Source organism: Yersinia sp. LJYL362, from assembly GCF_048323875.1.
In genome coordinates this window covers 1-20,956 of sequence record NZ_JBLWEX010000246.1, presented here as the reverse complement: position 1 = coordinate 20,956, position 20,956 = coordinate 1, and the positions used below count along the sequence as shown (strand labels likewise).

Sequence of the window (20,956 nt, the reverse complement as noted above, 5' to 3'; positions counted from 1 at the left end):
TACGGCTGAGTGGGTCTTGCAGGTTACTGGCGACATAGTCGGCAATATCTTGTTTATCCATGCTGCCATCAGTGGAAACAAACGCCACCATCATCAGGGTATTATCCCCTGATTTAGACACTGAAACGCCTTGCTGCTGGACATCTTGCGGCAACTTTTTGATAGCGGACTGCAACTGGTTTTGTACCTGCTGCATAGCTTCGTTAGGATTGGTTCCAGCCTGAAAAGTCAGGGTTATTGATGCACTGCCGGAGTTACTGCTTTGTGATGACATATACAGCAGGTTATCCAGACCGGTCATACTTTGTTCTATGACCTGCGTGACCGTATTTTCCAGTGTTTGTGCCGAGGCTCCGGGGTAGGATGCACTAATGCGTACATTGGGCGGTGCCAGATTAGGGTATTGCTCAACCGGCAGTGTTGAGATTGCCAATGCGCCAGTCAGACACAAAATTATCGCCAATACCCAGGCAAATATTGGGCGGTCGATGAAAAAATTAGCCATGCAGTGCCAGCCTCTCGGGTTAAATACAGCAGAATCCACGTTGCACTTTACGCGTGAATGCTTAAGAAAACGTGAAGAAAATAAGGAGAAGCTGTAAATAACATCGTAAAAATCGAGTTAATTCACCTTGATGGTAAAAAGAGTGATATATCAGACTGCTGACAATATTAACTGAAGGGGAATCGTACCGTTGGGGCCGTAGTGGCGTTAGCCACCGGAGTGCCCTTAGGTGCGGTAAACCCTTCACTCACTGAATTATCAATAGCTTTGTTATTAACCTTGATAAACAGGTGTTTTTTCTGGCATCAAGTAGACTATTAAATAGCTATCCAACCTTGGAGGATGTTATGGAACTTAATCCGGTTTTTGCCCGTCGTCTCTACCTTTGCTGGCTTATCAGTCACGGTGAGTCATTGAATGTGCCGCGCTTGATGGAATTGACCGGTTGGCCGCGGCGAACATTACAAGATGTGCTAAAAGCACTGCCCGGTTTGGGGATAACGATGACATTCGTGCAGGATGGTGTGCGCAATAATGCGGGATATTATCGGTTAGACAATTGGGGGCCACTGAATAAAAAATGGATAGACGATAACCATGATTTTATTTTAGCAGCCATTGAGTAATCTAATAACTTGGCTGCTATTATACCCGTCATACTTCAAGCTGCATGTGCGTTGGCTACGTTCAATAACCCGAATCACTACTGGTCTTGATCTTAAGAAAGAGTAAGCTCATCGGGATTATCTCCCTTGCCGCCTTCCTGCAACTCGAATTATTTAGGGTATAGATAATAGGGTGGTTATTAATATTTTTTATTTTCTAAATACATGATGGTTGCTGCAACGCGTGAGCGAACATTCAGTTTTCTTAATAAATTGCGGATATGCACTTTCACGGTTTCTTCTGAAATGTGCAATTCAAACGCGACCTGTTTATTGGACATTCCTCGCGCCACTTCTTGCAGAACATCTAATTCTCGCTCGGTTAATTCAGAGAATGGATTAACCTGTTCGTCTCGCGAGGATAAATACTGGGTGACCGCATCACTGAATACATTCTCACCCTTTGAAGCCAGACGGATATTTTCCAGTAATATTTCAGGTTCACTGTCTTTAAGCAGATAACCATCAGCGCCTGCGTCAATCATGGCGTACACATCACTGCGCGCATCGGAGACCGTCAAAACAATAATTCGCGCATCAATACCTTCATTGCGAAAAGCTTTCAATGTATCCAGCCCTGACATGCCTTTCATATTTAGATCAAGCAGAATGACATCCGGCTGACACTTGGCCGCCTCAATAATGGCGTCGCTGCCACAATTGGCTTCAGCAACCACATCAAAGTTGCTATCCAGCTCAAGTAACTGCTTGATCCCACGGCGCATGAGGGGATGATCGTCAACGATCATAATGGTGTGACTTTTGGTCATGATAGTAATGTCCCTGTAACCGATAGCATTAAATGACTGGCTGTTGAACGTGGATTATGTAAAGTCGGTAATTTGCTCGACCCTGTTATCCATCATAGTTAGTTAAACCTCGCGTTAAGTGTACCTCAAAATCCCAATCGAATTCATTTAACCACGCCAGTTTCCCTGAAGAATAATGACCAAAATATCATTTCTCATTGATATCTATTCTCATTAAATAAATCGTTATATAAAAAATGTTATAACGCAAATAGATTTAACAGTGAGAAACCACGCAAATAACCACTAAATTAATTGATCTTGCTCAATATCTACCAACGATTAACTCTAAAGAGTAATTATTTTATTACTCATTATTCTGTATCTAATACCCCAACACTGGGGGATCTCTTTTAATACAAATAATAATTATTATCATTTGTTCGGTGTGACTCATCGAGCTTTAAATGAACACTTTCCTAAGGTACACGCGGGCGCGCCAGTAGATGTTAAGGATATCAGTATGACTGATTTATCGCGGCGTAAATTGCTGACTGGCTTTTGGCAAGCAGGCAAACAGCCACCCTCGGCTACCCGGCCACCTTGGTCAGTTAGCGAAAGTGATTTCATTGCGGGTTGTACCCGTTGCCAAAACTGTGTTGCTGCTTGTGAAACTGGCGTATTGGTTGCCGGCAGTGGCGGATTCCCCGAAATCGATTTTCAGCGTGCCGAGTGCAGTTTCTGCCAAGCCTGTGTGCTGGCCTGTGAAGCCGGTGTTTTTACCTCAACGGCGCTGCCCGCGTGGTCACTGAAAATCAACATATCAGACCGCTGTTTACCTTTTCACAATATTGAATGCCGAAGTTGTCAGGATAGTTGTGAAACGCGGGCGATAAAATTTCGTCCACGCCTAAACGGCATTGCTCAGCCCGAATTAGACCTTCCTGCTTGTACCGGCTGTGGTGCTTGTGTACCCAGTTGCCCCGTACAGGCAGTAACCCTTACCCGGAGTGAAGATGGACGATAAAGAATGGCATGTCTGTGGATTGGTGATGCAAGCCAAACCTGCGCGAATAGCGCCACTCATCGACAGCCTGCTGGCGATTCCGGGGACAGAAATACCCACCAGTGATGCCGCACTGGGTAAGTTGGTGGTGGTTATGCAGGCAGCGCGCTCAGACGTGCTCCTGAATTATATTGAGTCAGCACGTAATTTGGATGGTGTGCTGGCGGTATCGCTGGTTTATCACCAGCAGGAAAGCCAAGGTGAGGAAATGCCATGAAACTCAGTCGCCGGGATTTTATGAAGGCCAATGCCGCAGTTGCTGCGGCAGCCGCAGCCGGATTGACCATACCCACTGTCGCCAAGGCGGTCGTGGGTGAGACAACAAACGCCATCAAATGGGATAAAGCACCTTGCCGATTCTGTGGTACGGGTTGCGGTGTCTTGGTTGGCACGCAAAATGGCCGTATCGTGGCATCTCAAGGTGACCCGGATTCACCGGTCAATCGTGGGTTGAACTGTGTGAAGGGCTATTTCCTGCCGAAAATCATGTACGGCAAAGACCGCCTGACCCAGCCGCTGCTGCGGATGAAAGACGGTCAGTATGATAAAGAAGGTGATTTTACTCCGATCAGTTGGGAGAAAGCCTTTGATATCATGGAACTGAAATTCAAAAATGCACTGAAAGAAAAAGGCCCGACCGCAGTAGGGATGTTTGGCTCCGGTCAGTGGACGGTGTGGGAGGGGTATGCGGCATCAAAATTGCTGAAAGCCGGTTTCCGCTCCAACAACCTTGATCCCAATGCGCGCCATTGTATGGCCTCTTCCGTGGTGGGCTTCATGCGTACCTTTGGTATGGATGAGCCGATGGGGTGTTTTGATGATATTGAAGAAGCAGATGCCTTTGTGCTCTGGGGCTCCAATATGGCGGAAATGCACCCTATATTGTGGTCACGCATGACCAGTCGCCGCCTGACCGATGACAATGTCAGAATTGCCGTGCTGTCTACTTTTGAACACCGCAGCTTTGAACTGGCTGATAACCCGATGGTCTTTACCCCGCAGACTGATTTGGCGATTATGAATTACATCGCCAATTACATTATTCAAAATAATGCGGTTGATCAGGGCTTCCTCGACCGCCATGTGAATTTCCGCCGAGGTGCGACAGATATCGGCTATGGTTTACGGCCAACGCATCCACTGGAAAAAGCAGCAAAAAACCCCGGTAGCGATGCCTCTGAGCCGATGAGCTTTGATGATTTTAAAGCTTTTGTGGCCGAGTACACACTGGAAAAAACCGCCAAAATGAGCGGCGTGCCGGAAGACCAACTGGAGTCACTGGCGCAGTTATATGCTGACCCCAAAGTGAAACTGGTGTCTTACTGGACCATGGGCTTTAACCAGCATACTCGTGGTGTTTGGGCCAATAACATGTGCTACAACCTGCACTTGTTAACCGGCAAGATATCTAAACCAGGTTCTGGGCCTTTCTCTCTGACCGGCCAGCCTTCCGCTTGTGGTACAGCCCGTGAAGTGGGGACATTCTCCCACCGCCTGCCTGCCGATATGGTGGTCACTAACGAAAAACATCGCCAAATTGCCGAAACCAAATGGCAACTGCCAGCGGGTACGATTCCGGAAAAAGTCGGTTTGCATGCTGTAGCGCAAGATCGTGCGCTGAAAGATGGCACTCTCAACGCCTACTGGGTGATGTGTAACAACAACATGCAGGCCGGGCCAAATATCAATGAAGAGCGCATGCCGGGTTGGCGTGATCCGCGCAACTTCATCGTTGTTTCAGACCCTTATCCCACTATCAGTGCCCTAGCCGCTGACCTTATCTTACCCACCGCGATGTGGGTCGAGAAAGAGGGCGCTTACGGTAATGCTGAGCGCCGTACCCAGTTCTGGCGTCAGCAAGTGCCTGCGCCGGGTGAAGCGAAATCTGACTTATGGCAGATGGTTGAGTTTGCCAAGCGCTTCAAAGTTGAAGAAGTGTGGCCTGATGAGTTGATTAACAAGAAACCGGAATATCGCGGTAAGACATTGTATGACGTGCTGTTTGCCAACAATGTGGTGAATAAATACCCACTGAGTGAAATTCCGGCTGACCAATTAAATGATGAAGCGCGTGATTTTGGTTTCTACCTGCAAAAAGGGCTATTTGAAGAGTATGCCGATTTTGGCCGGGGTCATGGTCACGACTTAGCGCCGTTCGATCGCTACCATCAGGAACGCGGCCTGCGCTGGCCGGTGGTAAACGGTAAAGAAACGCTGTGGCGTTACCGTGAAGGTTTTGATCCCTTCGTGCCAAAGGGTGAGGACGTGCGTTTCTACGGCAAACCGGATGGAAAAGCGGTGATATTCGCCCTGCCTTACGAACCGGCGGCGGAAAGCCCGGATCAGGAATATGACCTGTGGCTCTCCACTGGCCGGGTGCTGGAGCATTGGCACACCGGTTCTATGACCCGCCGAGTGCCTGAATTACATCGTGCGTTCCCTGAAGCCGTGCTTTTCATTCACCCATTGGATGCTAAAGCTCGTGGTTTACGGCGCGGTGACAAAGTGAAAGTGATTTCACGCCGTGGCGAAGTGATTTCGCTGGTGGAAACCCGTGGCCGTAACCGCCCGCCACAAGGGCTGGTGTACATGCCGTTCTTTGATGCTGCCCAGTTGGTGAATAACCTGACGCTGGATGCCACCGATCCGTTATCCAAAGAAACTGACTTCAAGAAATGTGCAGTCAAATTGGCTCGGGTTGTTGCGTGATTGTGCAAAAGACGCGGTCTTTCAGGAGAAAATAATGAATAACACGATGTTTCATGCATTCAATCGCCGGGTAATATCTGTGATATCGCTACTGGCGGTATTGCTGATAGCTGGTGTCGTCAATGCTGCCAGCAATGTCGAGATGGATTTAAGTCAATCACCGGAAGTCTCTGGTACGGCAGAAGGTAAGGTGAAAATGCCCAAACAGCAACAGCGGATGGCGCTGAACTATGTTAACCAACCACCACTGATCCCACATAGTGTTGATGGCTATCAAATCAGCAAAAACACCAACCGTTGCCTGCAATGTCATGGCGTTGAACATTATCGTACTACGGGTGCGCCGCGTGTTAGCCCAACCCACTTTATTGACCGCGATGGCAAGGTATCGAGTGAGGTTTCGCCGCGCCGTTACTTCTGCTTGCAATGCCATGTGCCACAAACTGACGCAGCACCGATTGTCGGTAATAGCTTCCAGCCAGCCCCTGGCTTTGGTCAATAAGTGAGACGGCTATTGTGAGAATAAAAAATGAATGAGACTAAAAAGCCCGGCATTATCAAACGACTATGGCAGTGGTGGCGTCGGCCGAGCCGGCTGGCGCTCGGCACGTTACTGCTGATTGGCTTTGTCAGTGGCATCATTTTCTGGGGCGGTTTTAATACCGGCATGGAAATGGCGAATACAGAGAAATTCTGTATTAGCTGCCATGAAATGAAAGACAACGTTTATCAGGAATACATGGGAACCATCCACTACAGCAACCGCAGTGGTGTGAAGGCAACCTGCCCTGATTGCCATGTTCCCCATGAGTGGGGGCCGAAAATGGTACGTAAAATCAAGGCCAGTAAAGAGCTGTATGCCAAAACCTTTGGTTTGATTGATACGCCGCAGAAGTTTGAGGCTCATCGTCTGACGATGGCGGAAAATGAGTGGGCGCGGATGAAAGCCAATGGTTCGCAAGAGTGCCGCAACTGCCATAATTTTGACAATATGGACTTCACGGCTCAGAAAACGGTGGCGGCGAAAATGCACAGTAAAGCGATTGAAGAAGGCAAAACTTGTATCGATTGCCACAAAGGTATCGCCCATAAGTTACCGGACATGAAGGATGTACCCACCGGTTTTTAATACCATTCGTACTTGAAGCCGCAGGGGTGTTGGCTGCGCTCGTGAACCCGAATCACTTACTTGAGTAAGCTCATCGGGATGCATTCGCTGGCCGCCTACCTGCAACTTCAATTACTTTGGGTATCTCTTTGATACTTGAAGCTGCAGGGTTGTTGGCTGCGCTCGTGAACCCGAATCAAATGCTCTGTGGATCGCTGGTCTACAGAGCATTTTTTATTGCTATATTGAGTATCCACTCACATAATAAGACCAGTTAACAGGTCTTATTGAGGTAGTTATGCCAAGTGTTATTTTGACAGATACCAGCGCGAGCGTGAGCGAACTGAAGAAAAATCCCATGGCGACAGTGAATGCTGGGGCAGGTTTCCCTGTTGCTATTCTGAACCGTAATCAACCTGCATTTTATTGTGTGCCCGCTGAACTCTATGAGCAAATAATGGAAGCGCTTGATGATCATGAATTAGCCAGGCTGGTGAATGAACGCTGTAATCAGCCACTTCATGATATTGATTTGGATAGCTATTTATGACTTATATCGTTAAATTCAGAGACGAAGCGCTAAAGGAATGGCACAAACTGGATAAGACGATACAACAGCAGTTTGCCAAGAAATTAAAAAAATGTAGTGAAAATCCCCATATTGAAAGTGCAAGACTGCGGGGGATCAATAATGGCTACAAAATTAAATTACGTGCCTCTGGTTTTCGCCTCGTGTATGAAGTTATTGATGATATTTTGATCGTTGCAGTGGTTGCGGTAGGGAAAAGAGAACGTAGTGAGGTTTATAAACTTGCCAGTGATAGATTACGCTAATTATTGTTAGCCCGGTAAAGAAGGTCTTATGTCAGTCAAAATTGAAAATATTCGCAGTGAATTGTTATCCAAAAATTGGTTCAAGCTCCACAAGTACACCTTTGATTTAATAGATGATAATGGAACGCCAGTACAACAAATTCGCGAGGTGTATGATCGCGGGAATGGCGCGACTATTTTGTTGTATAACCGGCAAAATGGCACTGTCTTGCTGATTAATCAATTTCGTATGCCAACTTATGTCAACGGCAATCCCGACGGCATGTTGCTGGAAACTTGTGCCGGTTTGCTGGATAACGACTCGCCGGAAGAGTGTATTCGCCGTGAAGCCATGGAAGAGACCGGCTATCAGGTTGATAACGTACAAAAGCTGTTTGAAGCTTATATGTCGCCGGGTGGCGTGACTGAAATTGTCCATTTCTTTGCTGCGCAATATCATTCGAATCAGAAAATGACTGATGATGTTGGCGTTGAAGATGAAGTGATCGAGGTGGTTGAGTTGCCCTTCACTGAAGCCATTGCCATGATGGCTGATGGTAGAATTAAAGATGGCAAAACCATCATGCTGTTACAGTATGCGCAAATCCACAATTTATTAGGGTAGTATTCCTTCTTCTCAGAGTGCTGCTCAACTTTTTTGTTGCCGCGATTTCGCGGCACTAAATTCCCCAATTGTAGATGACTCCCCGATTGTTGATTATTCCCCCCTGATTGATCAGTAAATTATGCTGTTGATATAAAAATGTTATGCAGAGTATGCCCTGCTTCATAGATTGTGATAATTCACTCACTATACTGGTTCCCTACCACCTCAAAGAATAAAAGCAAAGGGAACCTACAATGGACGAACAATTGAAACAGAGCGCGCTTGATTTTCACCAATATCCTACTCCGGGGAAAATTCAAGTGTCACCAACCAAACCGCTGGCGACTCAGCGGGATTTGGCGCTGGCTTATTCTCCTGGTGTTGCTGCCCCGTGTCTGGAAATTGCGGCTGACCCACTGGCCGCCTATAAATATACCGCTCGCGGCAACCTGGTCGCGGTTATTTCAAACGGCACTGCGGTGCTGGGGTTGGGTAACATTGGCGCATTAGCGGGTAAACCGGTCATGGAGGGGAAAGGGGTTCTGTTTAAGAAATTCTCCGGTATTGATGTGTTTGATATTGAAGTAGATGAACTCGATCCCGACAAACTGATCGACATTATTGCTTCGCTAGAACCGACATTCGGTGGCATCAATCTGGAAGATATCAAAGCACCTGAGTGCTTTTATATTGAGCAGAAATTGCGTGAGCGCATGAAGATCCCAGTCTTCCATGATGATCAACATGGTACTGCGATTATCTGTACCGCTGCGGTGCTCAATGGCTTGCGTGTGGTGAAAAAAGATATCAGTGATGTGAAGCTGGTGGTCTCGGGCGCAGGGGCGGCATCGATTGCTTGTCTAAACTTGCTGGTTGCACTGGGGTTAAAGCACCACAATATTACGGCATGTGATTCCAAAGGTGTGATTTATAAAGGCCGTGAAGCCAATATGGCCGAAACCAAAGCGGCTTATGCGATTGAAGATAACGGCCAGCGCACCTTGGGCGATGCGATGCCCGGTGCGGATATTTTCCTCGGCTGCTCCGGCCCCGGTGTCCTCACACAAGACATGGTCAAAACCATGGCTCCTAGCCCGCTAATTTTAGCGCTGGCGAACCCTGAACCTGAAATTTTACCGCCACTGGCAAAAGCCGTGCGCCCTGACGCGATTATCTGTACCGGTCGTTCGGATTACCCGAATCAGGTGAATAATGTGCTGTGCTTCCCGTTCATCTTCCGTGGCGCATTAGATGTCGGCGCGACCACCATTAATGAAGAGATGAAACTGGCCTGTGTGCATGCGATTGCCGACTTAGCGCTGGCTGAACAGAGTGATGTCGTGGCATCAGCCTACGGCGAACAAGATCTTTCCTTTGGCCCTGAATACATTATTCCTAAACCATTCGATCCGCGTTTGATTGTGAAAATCGCACCGGCGGTGGCGAAAGCGGCAATGGATTCCGGTGTGGCAACCCGTCCAATCACTGATTTTAGTGCTTACATCGAAAAACTGACGGAATTTGTCTACAAAACCAACCTGTTTATGAAGCCGATATTCTCGCAAGCGAAAAAAGAGATGAAGCGGGTAGTCTTGGCGGAAGGGGAAGAAGAGCGAGTATTGCATGCGACTCAAGAGCTTACTTCCCAAGGGCTGGCCTATCCTATCTTGATTGGTCGCCCAAACGTGATTGAGACTCGGTTGAAGAAGTTAGGCCTGCAAATTACGGCCGGAAAAGACTTTGAAGTGGTCAATAATGAGTCTGACCCACGATTTAATGAATACTGGCACGAATACTATCAAATCATGAAGCGCCGTGGTGTCTCACAGGAACAGGCGCGTCGTGCCGTGATTGGCAACCCGACCCTGATTGGTTCCATTATGGTTCATCGGGGGGAGGCCGATGCGATGATTTGTGGCACTATTGGCACTTATCATGAACACTATGATGTGGTTGAGAAAGTATTCGGCTTTCGCGAGGGAGCACATGTGGCGGGCGCGATGAATGCGCTGTTACTGCCCACCGGTAACACGTTTATCGCTGACACTTACGTCAACGATGACCCAACACCGGAGCAGTTGGCCGAGATTACCTTGATGGCAGCTGAAACGGTGCGCCGTTTTGGTATTGAGCCCAAAGTAGCGTTGTTGTCTCATTCGAGTTTTGGTACCTCGGATTGCCCGGCAGCGCGTAAAATGCGCCGCACGCTGGAGTTGGTGAATCAGATGGCACCTGAACTGGAGATTGACGGTGAAATGCATGGGGATGCGGCGCTGGTAGAAAGTATCCGCCATAACCTGATGCCGGATAGCCCATTGAAAGGGGCTGCGAACTTACTGATAATGCCGAATATGGAAGCGGCGCGAATCAGTTATAACTTGCTGCGAGTGACCACTTCAGAGGGCGTGACCGTCGGGCCAGTGCTGATGGGAGTGGCAAAACCTGTTCATATCCTGACGCCAATTGCCTCTGTGCGCCGAATTGTGAATATGGTGGCGTTAGCGGTAGTTGAAGCACAAACCGAGCCGCTATAAAACCTTTTCGTCTTTGATATTGCTGCCTGGCTGCAATGTCAATGACGTTGAGTATTTAATTGCTTACTTTAACCCGCTGCGGCGGGTTTCAGACCACTGACAAAAATCAAATGAAGGGGAAACGTGCCGTTGGGGTCGTAGCGACGTGAGTCGCCGAAGTGCCCCTAGGGACGGTCAACCCTTCACTCACTGTGTGAAAAATGGATTTGTCAGTAACTCAACCCGCTGCTGCGGGTTTTTGCTTATCGGCTTCTTGCCGCTTGTTGTAACCACTTATCCAGTTCATTGGCAAACTGTTGGCGATCCCGCTGATTCAAGGTGTTGGGGCCACCGGTTTGGATACCACTGGCGCGCATGGTGTCCATAAAGTCGCGCATATTCAACCGCTCACGGATAGTGTCCGGAGTATAGCGCTCACCGCGAGGGTTTAGCGCGATTCCCCCTTTCTCAATCACCTCGGCCGCCAACGGAATATCAGCGGTGATGACCAAATCGTTTTTTTCGACGCGCTGCACGATTTCGTTATCGGCAACATCAAAACCGGAAGCAACCTGCAAGGTGCGGATAAACTTCGAAGGCGGTGTTTTGAGTGGCTGATTCGCCACCAGTGTTACCATCATGCCGGTTCTGTCTGCGGCACGAAATAACACTTCTTTAATAACATTTGGACAAGCGTCCGCATCAACCCAAATTTGCATCAGTGGTGTTCTCCTGCGGCCAACCAGTCTTTTACCGGCAGAAAATCGCGGTACAGTGCCGCTTCAGCGCTATCTGCTGCCGGTTGATAATTATATTCCCAGCGCACCAGTGGTGGCAGGGACATTAAAATAGATTCTGTGCGGCCACCGGTTTGCAGGCCAAATAAAGTGCCACGATCCCAGACCAGATTAAATTCAACATAACGGCCCCGGCGATAAAGCTGAAATTCGCGCTCGCGCTCGCCCCAACTCAGTGCTTTGCGGCGCGCGACAATTGGCATATAAGCATCCAGGAAACCCTCGCCGACAGCCTGAGTAAAGCTAAAACAGGTATTAAAATCAGGGCTGTTTAAATCATCGAAGAATAGGCCGCCGATACCACGGGCCTCATTACGATGCTTAATATAAAAATAGTCATCACACCATTTTTTATAGCGCGGATAGAGTTGTTCGCCAAAGGGATGGCACAGGTTGTAAGCGGTTCGATGCCAGTGAATTGCATCTTCCTCAAATCCATAAAAGGGGGTTAAATCAAAGCCGCCACCAAACCACCACACCGGATCCTCGCCCAGTTTTTCAGCAATAAAAAAGCGCACATTGGCATGGCTGGTGGGCAGATAAGGGCTATTCGGATGAATAACCAGTGACACGCCGAGCGCCTGAAAGCTGCGACCCGCCAGTTCGGGGCGATGCGCGGTGGCCGATGCTGGCAGAGTTGCGCCGGAAACATGTGAAAAATTTACCCCGGCTTGCTCGAAAACCGCCCCTTTGACTAATACCCGACTGCGGCCACCGCCACCTTCTTCACGAACCCAGTTTTCTTCTGTGAATTTGGCGCTGCCATCCGCTTGAGTCAGGGCGGTACAGATTTTATCCTGTAAATCCAGCAGGTAGGTTTTGATTTGGTCGATATCGGGTAAATTCATCTGAAAGGTTCTAGTCGCCGGGGAATGATAAGGGGCCAAGTATACCGCGATTTGCCGCCATTGTTGTACTATCGGTGTGGATTAGTGCTGAGTGAGCCGTGCTCTGACAAGATTTATCCGCTTCTTCTCAAATATCATTACGTACTATCACTATGGGAAATATCACTTTATTATTGCGTGATATAATAATGCGTAATGATCAGCATATCCATTTGACTCAAGGGTGCGAATATCCATGGAAATCCGTGTATTTCAGCAAAGTGATTTTGAAGAAGTGATTACGCTGTGGGAGCGTTGCGACTTGCTGCGGCCTTGGAACGACCCAGAGATGGATATTGAACGTAAACTAAATCATGACCCCGAATTGTTCCTTGTGGCGGAAGTCAGTGGCTCAATTGTGGGCTCAGTGATGGGCGGTTATGACGGTCATCGCGGTTCAGCCTATTATCTGGGGGTTCATCCTGATTCCCGGGGGCGTGGCATTGCCAATGCGCTGATCAGCCGTCTGGAAAAGAAATTGATTGCCCGCGGCTGCCCAAAGCTCAATATTATGGTGCGTGCAGAGAACAATGCAGTGATCGAAATGTTTGAAAAGCTCGATTACGAGGCGCAAGACAGTATCATGCTGGGCAAACGGCTGATTGTGGATCAGGAATATTGAGGGTTTAGATTATTGAATTTAATTTAAAACCGCACTTTTTATTCAATAGTCGTAGTGACTGAAATGGCTCAGGCATCCAATGATATTAGTGAGTGATTTTATTATGTGGAGTCGCAGGTAGGTTGCGACTCCACTGACTTTCAGATGGCTTATTTAATCTTAGTGATATTTTTCACATCAACTTCCACAGAGTTCCAGTCTTTATCTACTTCCCCTTCGATTTGGACTTTATCTTGCGGCGTGATGGTTTGGCCTTTCCAGTGTTTGCTGTCGATATCGACAGTAATGGTGCCGGTGCTATCGCGGAAAGTATAAGTATCATGGCCCAGGCGCTCGGTAATATTCCCTTGCAAGGTAACATGGGTATCATCACGCATGGTTTTCACTTTATCTACTGTGGTATTGCTGGCATTTGGCCCTGAGAACCCGCCTTGAGCGGCTGGTTGAGTCTGTGTTGTTGCCGGACCGTCAAAACCCCCTTGTGCGGTGTTTGTCGCACTTTGCGCCAGGAAGGGGGTGCTGCATAACATAACCAAGGTTGCAGCTAAGGTCAGTTTCTTCATTTTATTGCTCCTTCAATGAATGAATTATTGCATTTTAAACCAGAGGCTTTGTTAGCCTCGTTACCCAATACTCGTCATACTTCAAGCTGCATGTGTGTTGGCAGTGCTCGTTACTCGGCCCGTCCATGGGCCCCACCTCTGCGAGGCCGCCTTCCTGCAACTCGAATTATTTAGAGTATATACTAGACCAAAATCACATTAAATTTTGCTAATTATAGGAAGGCATGATGAAAGCCTACCTTGTGATGGCACTTTTTCAGCCGGCCGGACTCCAATCTCTGGTTATCATTTTCAACTGTCATGCTCTTGCTTCCATGCATAGTCTTTTTGCAGGAGAACTTATGGGATGCAGTGGTTTTTTTAGGAGTTTTAGATGAATATTTGCCCACGATTGTCTGGGATGCGCTGGTTATTACTGGGAGCCCCTTTGTTGCTGGCCGGGTGTTCAGCCACGTCCGGTTTTTCTTGGTCAAGTTTGTCTCCGCTTAATTGGTTTGGCAGTAGCGGCAGCAGTATGCAAGTGACTGATAAAGGTGTCGGTGGTATTACGGCCGGTACGCCGTTGAGCGAAAATGAGATTAAAGAAGGGCTGAAAGGTGATTATCGGCTGCGCAGCGGTATGGCAACCAATGATGGCAAGTTAGTGTCTTTCTATCAGGCAATGAAAGAAGACCAAATTAAGCTGGTTATCTCTGGTCAACCCAAAGGCACGGTCGAGCGCATTGATGTCATGGATAAAGATATTCCGAGCCAATGGGGAGTGAATATTGGCACACCATTTAGTCAGTTATATAAAAAAGCTTTTGGTGTTTGCCGCAAAGGCACCGGCGATGATAGTGCGCAAATAGAATGTGCTGCGCCAGATAGTCAGCATGTCAGCTATTTATTTGAAGGTAACTGGCATGGCCCAGAAGGTTTAATGCCCTCTGACGATGCTTTGCAAAGCTGGAAAGTCAGTAAAATTATATGGCGCGCTAAAAGCGAATAAATATTATTCTCTTCTATTATTAAGGCGCGGTTTATATCTGGTGCCTTAATAATATTCTCCTTTCTCAAAGCCCCGGCCCCAACTCAGTTTTTATTTTGCGTTGACGCAAGGTTATTTTAATCGCTTCAGCTATGATATTCGACATAATCAATATTGGCTGTTAGTGAGGAAATAACATGACTCAAGTTCAAAGTGGCATTTTGCTGGAGCACTGCCGTTTTGCCATTTTTATGGAAGCAAAAGTGCAGGGCGAGTTTGATGCCATTCGCCAAGGGTGTAAAAAATTCTGCTTTGCATTGCAAGAGTTACAGCAAAAATTCCCTAATGAGCACTTAGGTGCCGTTATCGCTTTCGGTTCCGATATTTGGCATGACCTGTCCAATGGTCAGGGCGCGCAGGAGCTAAAACCTTTTGTTGCTTTAGGCAAAGCGCCGATGATTGCCCCCGCCACTCAACGTGATTTATTGATTCATATTCAGTCATTACGCCAGGATATCAACTTCACTCTGGCGCAAGCTGCTGTGGCTGCGTTTGGTGATGCTATTGCGGTTGAAGAAGAGACCCATGGTTTCCGCTGGGTGGAAGAGCGTGACTTTACCGGTTTTATTGATGGTACTGAGAATCCGCAAGGTGAAAGCCGACCGGAAGTGGCTGTTATTGCTGATGGCGAAGAAGATGCGGGCGGCAGTTATGTCTTGGTTCAGCGCTATGAACATGATCTGAAAAAATGGCAGCGTATTCCAGAGCATAAACAAGAACAAATTGTGGGGCGGACCAAGCATGACAGCCAAGAGTTGCCATCGGATCAACGCCCTGACACTTCCCACGTTAGCCGGGTTGATCTTAAAGAGAATGGCAAAGGGCTGAAAATTCTTCGCCAAAGCTTGCCTTACGGCACCGCTAGCGGCAAACACGGCTTGTATTTCATTGCCTATTGCGCACGCTTACATAATATCGAGCAGCAGTTGTTGAGTATGTTCGGCTCAATAGACGGCAAGCACGATCTGTTATTAGGTTTTAGTAAGCCAGTGACCGGCAGTTATTACTTTGCGCCGTCGCTGACTAAATTATTGTCTTTATAAGTGCAGTTGTTTTGAATGATGAAAGGCCGGTTTCCCGGCCTTTCGTTATGTTATATCCAAAGTAATTGGATGTGTGGCTAGGCAGTAAGCGAGTGACAAATTGGTCGGGAACCAATCTGAACAGCATTTATGCTAGCCCGCAGGGTGAGCCTCAAGGATGAGGCTCATTCATCCCGATGAGCTGACACTAGTCAGTGATTCGGGTGAGAGAGTGCAACTAACACCGCCACAATTTCAATTAAGAAGGATATAGCGCGTCGCGCATTCTATTCACCACGGTCAGTTTTTGTTCTTTGGTCAGCGCACGCAATGGCAAGCGCGGATTACCAGCATCAATGCCGTGTAATTGCATGGCGGCTTTACCGGCGGCAACGCCACCAAATTCAACCAAGACACGAATAAGCGCAATCACCTGATCCATACCGCGTTGTACGGCAGCTTGATTACCGGCATTAAAATCAGCAATGATTTTATGGAACAGCGGCGCAGCATAGTTGTAAGTACTGCCGACTGCACCAATAGCGCCCACTGCCAGGCCACCCGGTAAATGTTCGTCGACCCCGAATGGAATATCAAACTTACCGCCGCTGACGCGCAAACAGCGCTGGAACTCATACAAATCCGCATTATTGAATTTAATCCCTGATAGATTTGGGATTTTTGATTCGGCTTTGATGAGGAATTGTTCCATATCCAAATTCACACCGGACATTCCGGAATGATAGTAATAGAAACCTTTCGAGGGGGCCGCTGCCGCGATGGCCTGGCAATAAGCAATCAGATCGTCAATATTGCCCGGTTTAAAGAAGCAAGGGCCGATAGCCGAGGTCGCGAAGATATCCAGTGTTTCGGCATGACGCGAAAGGTCAACAGCATCTTTAATGCTGAGTGCGCCAGTATGTAAGGTTATGCTCAGTTTACCTTGCGCCGCTTTTACCCAGCGCTCGGCAATTTTTTTGCGCTCTTCTACCGAGCAATGAATACCTTCACCCGTGGTGCCACACACATAGACCCCTTTCACATCATCATTCACCAGATGCTCGGCAATTTGGTCGATGACGGGATAATTGACTTCACCCTGCTCATCAAAGGGAGTGTGCGGAGCTGCGATCAGGCCGGTTAACTTTTTCATATGCATCCTTAATAAATCAGAGAGAGTGGGGGCATGGTTAGCCAAAATAGTTTTGAGTACCAGCGACATCTTGTTGTGCCATCAGTGACTCGTTAGTTTTGCTGCTTCGTGTTCTTGTGGCGCATGTTGAATTGCTTCACAAAACCAACTGCAAATATGTTCTATACGCGTAATGGCAGAGCCAACGGTTACGGCATAAGCTCCGGCTGATATTGCCGCTGCGGCTAAGGCGGGTGAGTTATAACGGCCTTCAGCAATCACCTTACAGCCCGCTTGAGATAACTGTTTTACCAGTTCTAAGTCCGGTTCAGTGGGGACGGGGGTTTGGGTATAGCCGGATAATGTAGTGCCGATAAAGTCGATGCCTAAGCGGTATGCTAACAGGCCATCTTCAATATTAGAGGCATCCGCCATCGCCAGACAGCCCGTTGCCAGCACCCGCTGGAATAAATCCTCCACTGAAACCGGGCGTGGGCGGCTGGTGACGTCAAAAGCGATAATATCGGCCCCGGCGGCGCTTAACGCATCAACATCTTCCAGCCACGGTGTGATCCTGACTTCTGAGTCAGGCAAATCACGTTTAATAATGCCGATGATGGGGGCATCGGTAACCCGGCGCACCGCTTCAATATTGCTGATACCCTCAACACGCAGACCTACTGCGCCGCCCGCCAGTGCTGCCAATGCCATTGCCGCGACAATTTCTGGCGTATCCATGGCACTGCCTGGCACGGGTTGGCACGAGGCGATCAGGCCATTTTGGAGCTGGTGGCGGAGACGACTTATTTTAGTTACGTTCAGATTGCTCACGGTCTTTAGCTCCGATAAAATATTTTAAATGAAGTTTTACTCCATTATGTTAGATCTTTTATTTGCAGGGTGCAATGGTCAACCTTTCATTAATTGAGTCAAAACGCGCTTGTTTTGGAGTTAAGCTCCAATTTTTAAAAAGTAATGGAGTTGTGGCGAAAAAATTGTCATAGTGATTCTATCAACATCATTACAGGTACAAGAGGGTTGCGCCAGATGGGAAAAGTGTTGGCACTGGATATCGGTGGAACAAAGATTGCGGCGGCGGTGGTGACTGAAAGCGGCATGTTAGTTGGTCGTCAGCAGGTGGCAACGCCACGTGGCGGGGCAGCACAACTGGCGCTAGCGCTGGAAACGCTGATTACACCTTATCGACATCTGGTTGATTTTATTGCAGTTGCCTCAACTGGCATTATCAGTGATGGTCGCCTGACCGCGCTTAATCCCGCCAACTTAGGCGGCTTAGCAGATTTTCCGTTACAAGAATGCATCCAATCGATCGCTGATTTACCTTGCGTGCTGCTTAATGATGGGCAGGCGGCTGCCTGGGCTGAATATCAGGCATTAAGCCATGATGGCGACAAGCTGATATCGATAAACAATGAGATTTCGATAAACAATATGATGTTTGTGACGGTTTCCACGGGAGTGGGTGGCGGCATCGTGTTGGATAAAAAACTGCTGGTTGGCAATCATGGATTGGCCGGGCACATAGGTCATACGCTGGCCGACCCTCATGGCTTATTGTGTGGTTGTGGCCGTAAGGGGTGTGTCGAGAGTGTGGCTTCCGGTACGGCAATCGGCGCGGAAACACTGGGTTGGAAGCAACCGGTGACTGCCGCCAAAGTGTTTGAGTTGGCCCAACTTGGCAATGTTCATGCGGAAAACATTATTAACCGCTCCGCAACTGCCATTGCCCAGATGCTGGCAGACATGAAAATGGCGCTGGATCTGGAAGTGGTGATTCTGGGCGGCAGTGTCGGGTTAGCGGTGGGGTATTTGGAGCGGGTCATCGGCGCACAAAAAACCTTGCCGGAAATCTATCGTGTGCCGCTACAAGCCGCTTATCACCGGCAGGATAGCGGGTTGTTAGGTGCAGCATTATGGGCCAGATCATCACTGTAGTCATAACATCAAAGCAAAATTATTGAGGTCAATATGATCAGTGGATCATTAACACAAACAGCTTTTTTGAGTGGATTACCGGAGCGCTTGCAATGGGTTTTAGCCTATTTGGCTAAGACGCCGTTGGCCCAATTGAGTTGCGGGCGTCATGAAATAGATGGCGAGCTTATTTTCATGAACGTGATGGAGTTCGATACCCAACCGGCTGAAAATAAGAAAGCTGAAATGCACCAAGCTTATGCTGATGTGCAACTACTTATCAGCGGCGTTGAAGGGATTGAATACTCGGTATTGACCCCCACCGAACATCTCGAACCTTATCATGCTGACGATGACTACCAGCTTATTGCTGAGATTCCAGATAAAAGCCATTTACGCATGTTACCGGGGATGTTTGCGGTATTTCTGCCGGGTGAACCGCATAAGCCGGGTTGCCAAATCGCCGGTTCTGGCACCATCAAGAAAGCGGTGGTGAAAGTTCACCATAGCTTATTGCATAACACATGATCTCTATGATTTTTAAATAATAAGAATGCACGTTATCTTTGACATCTTCCCCGGCCCTCCGGGGTTTTTTTATTGATCTCACTGCGCACAATACCGCCATTTGTCTTCACGAAATGGGCCAATTATGTCATGCTGCGCCGCAGAACCGTCTCCTATCCGTCAATTCTCTTTCCCTTGAGGTGTCCACGTGAAAACTGGTGCTCCCCGTTTTAAGCCAGGTAAAATTCTTGATGCCTTGGGTGCAATGCAAAATAGCCTGACCCGCTCAGCGCAGCGTATTGCTGCCTATATTCTGGCAGAACCCGCTAAAGTGACTCAGCTTTCCATTGCTGACCTTTCTGCGCTGACACAAGCCGGTGAAGCCACGATTATCCGTTTTTGTCGCACGCTGGGTTACAAAGGGTTTCAGGATTTCAAAATGGATTTGGCCATTGAAGTGGCAACCCGCCATAACAATGAAAACAGTCTGTTAGATGCTGATGTACAAGAGGGGGATGATACGTTGGCGATTGGCAATAAATTGCAATCGGCGATTAATAATGTGTTGTCTGAAACCCTGAATCTGTTGTCTATCGAGAGTGTCGAGCAGGTGGTTAAGCTATTGCGCCCGGCTGATCGTATCTGCATTTTTGGTGTCGGCTCATCCGGTATCACTGCGGAAGATGCCAAAGGTAAATTGATGCGTATCGGGTTGCGGGTTGATGCGGCTACAAATAACCATTTTATGTATATGCAGGCTTCTTTGATGCGCCCCGGTGATGTAGCAATAGGTATTAGCCATTCGGGAACCTCAGCTGAAACGGTGCATGCATTAAAACTGGCGAAGCAGGCCGGCGCCACCACTGTGGCACTGACGCACAATATGGGCTCTACCATTACGGAATTGGCCGATTATGTGCTGATTAACGGCAACCGTCAGGGGCAGCTGCAAGGGGATTCGATTGGTACCAAAATTGCACAACTGTTTGTTTTGGATCTGATTTATGCCCTGTTGGTCAAAGCTGATCCGGCTCAGGCAGAAAGCATTAAACGTAAAACAACCCAAGCGGTCAGCCATAATGGGTGACCGGTAATCTATTTCTGCTGCCATTTCTAGCCGCTGCTGCGGGGATCTTCCGCCAGCGGTGGTCAATACCCCATCATTCTGTTGCTTATCTCACTCACCTCAGCATTTCGCCATCTTTGTCACGTTTTAGACACATTGTGATTGAAATAGCGGGCTGATCTTATACACTCAAATGGAGTTTTACTCCTTTGATTGGTTTCATTTGGAGTTAAACCGCATAAATATAAATGTGGCGAAAACCGTCTGGTAGTGACAGATTAAGTGATACTAAACAATCAGTTGCTATGGTTTACCTGCCGCGAGGAAAACAGTTTCTGCCAGTGAACTTAGCTGGTGGTGGAGAGAGCGACGCTATGAGCACTTCAGTACAACCACAAACGGACCAACCCCCTCGTGGAGAGAAACCATTGCGCTGGTACAAGCAACTCACCCCTGCGCAATGGAAGGCATTTATTGCCGCCTGGATCGGTTATGCCCTGGACGGCTTTGATTTTGTTCTTATTACTCTGGTTCTAACTGATATTAAACAGGAATTTGGTCTGACACTGATTCAGGCTACCAGTCTGATTTCAGCTGCGTTTATTTCACGTTGGTTCGGTGGTTTGGTACTGGGTGCTATGGGTGACCGTTATGGCCGTAAAT

General features: G+C 48.0%; 23 protein-coding genes and 1 pseudogene. 17 read left to right on the top strand and 7 right to left on the bottom strand.

Going from position 1 to position 20,956, the window contains the following annotated elements:
* On the bottom strand, nucleotides 1-505 hold a 505-nt coding region (locus ACNSO8_RS14320), incomplete at its 3' end, for an efflux RND transporter permease subunit (protein ID WP_418395025.1).
* Between the two features lie 347 nt (nucleotides 506-852).
* Here ACNSO8_RS14320 and ACNSO8_RS14315 point away from each other — a divergent pair.
* On the top strand, nucleotides 853-1,131 hold the full coding sequence (locus ACNSO8_RS14315) for a winged helix-turn-helix domain-containing protein (RefSeq protein ID WP_418395024.1): 279 nt from the start codon (nucleotides 853-855) through the stop codon (nucleotides 1,129-1,131).
* Between the two features lie 179 nt (nucleotides 1,132-1,310).
* Here ACNSO8_RS14315 and ACNSO8_RS14310 read toward each other — a convergent pair whose 3' ends face one another.
* Nucleotides 1,311-1,940, bottom strand: a complete 630-nt coding sequence (locus ACNSO8_RS14310; RefSeq protein ID WP_418395023.1) for a response regulator — start codon at nucleotides 1,938-1,940, stop codon at nucleotides 1,311-1,313.
* A 502-nt stretch (nucleotides 1,941-2,442) separates the two neighbouring features.
* Between ACNSO8_RS14310 and napF the strand changes: the two genes are divergently transcribed.
* From napF to maeB, 9 genes are all read left to right on the top strand, one after another.
* Nucleotides 2,443-2,946, top strand: a complete 504-nt coding sequence (gene napF, locus ACNSO8_RS14305) for a ferredoxin-type protein NapF (protein ID WP_418395022.1) — start codon at nucleotides 2,443-2,445, stop codon at nucleotides 2,944-2,946.
* Nucleotides 2,936-3,202 carry a chaperone NapD gene (gene napD / locus ACNSO8_RS14300; RefSeq protein WP_418395021.1) on the top strand — a complete coding sequence of 89 codons (267 nt, stop codon included), beginning with the start codon at nucleotides 2,936-2,938 and terminating at the stop codon, nucleotides 3,200-3,202. Before napF ends, napD begins: the two co-directional genes overlap by 11 nt.
* A complete protein-coding gene (napA, locus tag ACNSO8_RS14295; protein ID WP_418395020.1) occupies nucleotides 3,199-5,694 on the top strand; it encodes a nitrate reductase catalytic subunit NapA in 2,496 nt (831 codons plus the stop codon). The genes napD and napA overlap by 4 nt, the downstream gene beginning before the upstream one ends.
* A 34-nt stretch (nucleotides 5,695-5,728) precedes the next feature.
* Nucleotides 5,729-6,196, top strand: coding sequence for a nitrate reductase cytochrome c-type subunit (gene napB / locus ACNSO8_RS14290; protein ID WP_005165692.1), 468 nt, complete (start codon nucleotides 5,729-5,731; stop codon nucleotides 6,194-6,196).
* Between the two features lie 27 nt (nucleotides 6,197-6,223).
* Complete coding sequence (gene napC / locus ACNSO8_RS14285) at nucleotides 6,224-6,823, top strand: cytochrome c-type protein NapC (RefSeq protein ID WP_418395019.1); 600 nt, start codon at nucleotides 6,224-6,226, stop codon at nucleotides 6,821-6,823.
* 277 nt (nucleotides 6,824-7,100) lie between these two features.
* Nucleotides 7,101-7,352 (top strand): type II toxin-antitoxin system Phd/YefM family antitoxin, encoded by a 252-nt coding sequence (locus ACNSO8_RS14280; RefSeq protein WP_418395018.1) that lies wholly within the window; start codon nucleotides 7,101-7,103, stop codon nucleotides 7,350-7,352.
* On the top strand, nucleotides 7,349-7,636 hold the full coding sequence (locus ACNSO8_RS14275; RefSeq protein ID WP_418395017.1) for a type II toxin-antitoxin system RelE family toxin: 288 nt from the start codon (nucleotides 7,349-7,351) through the stop codon (nucleotides 7,634-7,636). The genes ACNSO8_RS14280 and ACNSO8_RS14275 overlap by 4 nt, the downstream gene beginning before the upstream one ends.
* 28 nt (nucleotides 7,637-7,664) lie before the next feature.
* Nucleotides 7,665-8,240, top strand: coding sequence for a GDP-mannose pyrophosphatase NudK (nudK, locus tag ACNSO8_RS14270; protein WP_418395016.1), 576 nt, complete (start codon nucleotides 7,665-7,667; stop codon nucleotides 8,238-8,240).
* A gap of 236 nt (nucleotides 8,241-8,476) precedes the next feature.
* Complete coding sequence (gene maeB, locus ACNSO8_RS14265) at nucleotides 8,477-10,756, top strand: NADP-dependent oxaloacetate-decarboxylating malate dehydrogenase (protein ID WP_418395015.1); 2,280 nt, start codon at nucleotides 8,477-8,479, stop codon at nucleotides 10,754-10,756.
* A gap of 242 nt (nucleotides 10,757-10,998) precedes the next feature.
* Here maeB and ACNSO8_RS14260 read toward each other — a convergent pair whose 3' ends face one another.
* Nucleotides 10,999-11,454, bottom strand: a complete 456-nt coding sequence (locus tag ACNSO8_RS14260) for a YaiI/YqxD family protein (protein WP_418395014.1) — start codon at nucleotides 11,452-11,454, stop codon at nucleotides 10,999-11,001.
* Nucleotides 11,454-12,380, bottom strand: a complete 927-nt coding sequence (gene hemF / locus ACNSO8_RS14255; protein ID WP_418395013.1) for an oxygen-dependent coproporphyrinogen oxidase — start codon at nucleotides 12,378-12,380, stop codon at nucleotides 11,454-11,456. Before hemF ends, ACNSO8_RS14260 begins: the two co-directional genes overlap by 1 nt.
* A 235-nt stretch (nucleotides 12,381-12,615) precedes the next feature.
* Between hemF and ACNSO8_RS14250 the strand changes: the two genes are divergently transcribed.
* A complete protein-coding gene (locus tag ACNSO8_RS14250) occupies nucleotides 12,616-13,041 on the top strand; it encodes a GNAT family acetyltransferase (protein WP_418395012.1) in 426 nt (141 codons plus the stop codon).
* Between the two features lie 149 nt (nucleotides 13,042-13,190).
* Here the strand turns inward: ACNSO8_RS14250 and ACNSO8_RS14245 are convergent, their stop codons facing one another.
* Entirely contained in the window at nucleotides 13,191-13,604 is a 414-nt protein-coding gene (locus ACNSO8_RS14245) for a YgiW/YdeI family stress tolerance OB fold protein (protein WP_418395011.1), read from the bottom strand.
* Between the two features lie 373 nt (nucleotides 13,605-13,977).
* On the opposite strand from ACNSO8_RS14245, the gene ACNSO8_RS14240 reads away from it, so the two are divergent.
* Nucleotides 13,978-14,592, top strand: a complete 615-nt coding sequence (locus tag ACNSO8_RS14240; RefSeq protein WP_418395010.1) for an RpoE-regulated lipoprotein — start codon at nucleotides 13,978-13,980, stop codon at nucleotides 14,590-14,592.
* A 176-nt stretch (nucleotides 14,593-14,768) separates the two neighbouring features.
* The gene (locus ACNSO8_RS14235; protein WP_418395009.1) at nucleotides 14,769-15,674 is read left to right on the top strand and encodes a Dyp-type peroxidase; all 906 of its coding nucleotides are present in this window, start codon (nucleotides 14,769-14,771) and stop codon (nucleotides 15,672-15,674) included.
* A 238-nt stretch (nucleotides 15,675-15,912) separates the two neighbouring features.
* Here the strand turns inward: ACNSO8_RS14235 and ACNSO8_RS14230 are convergent, their stop codons facing one another.
* Together ACNSO8_RS14230 and ACNSO8_RS14225 are read right to left on the bottom strand one after the other, a co-directional pair.
* Complete coding sequence (locus ACNSO8_RS14230) at nucleotides 15,913-16,806, bottom strand: dihydrodipicolinate synthase family protein (RefSeq protein ID WP_418395008.1); 894 nt, start codon at nucleotides 16,804-16,806, stop codon at nucleotides 15,913-15,915.
* Between the two features lie 81 nt (nucleotides 16,807-16,887).
* Nucleotides 16,888-17,616, bottom strand: a complete 729-nt coding sequence (locus tag ACNSO8_RS14225; protein WP_418395007.1) for an N-acetylmannosamine-6-phosphate 2-epimerase — start codon at nucleotides 17,614-17,616, stop codon at nucleotides 16,888-16,890.
* A gap of 216 nt (nucleotides 17,617-17,832) precedes the next feature.
* On the opposite strand from ACNSO8_RS14225, the gene ACNSO8_RS14220 reads away from it, so the two are divergent.
* The 4 genes and pseudogenes from ACNSO8_RS14220 to ACNSO8_RS14205 form a co-directional block, all read left to right on the top strand.
* Nucleotides 17,833-18,741, top strand: coding sequence for an N-acetylmannosamine kinase (locus ACNSO8_RS14220; RefSeq protein ID WP_418395006.1), 909 nt, complete (start codon nucleotides 17,833-17,835; stop codon nucleotides 18,739-18,741).
* A 33-nt stretch (nucleotides 18,742-18,774) separates the two neighbouring features.
* A complete protein-coding gene (gene nanQ / locus ACNSO8_RS14215; protein WP_418395005.1) occupies nucleotides 18,775-19,248 on the top strand; it encodes an N-acetylneuraminate anomerase in 474 nt (157 codons plus the stop codon).
* A gap of 187 nt (nucleotides 19,249-19,435) precedes the next feature.
* Nucleotides 19,436-20,314, top strand: a complete 879-nt coding sequence (locus ACNSO8_RS14210) for a MurR/RpiR family transcriptional regulator (protein ID WP_418395004.1) — start codon at nucleotides 19,436-19,438, stop codon at nucleotides 20,312-20,314.
* A 353-nt stretch (nucleotides 20,315-20,667) separates the two neighbouring features.
* Nucleotides 20,668-20,956 (top strand): annotated as a pseudogene (locus ACNSO8_RS14205) (MFS transporter); the annotation flags it as partial.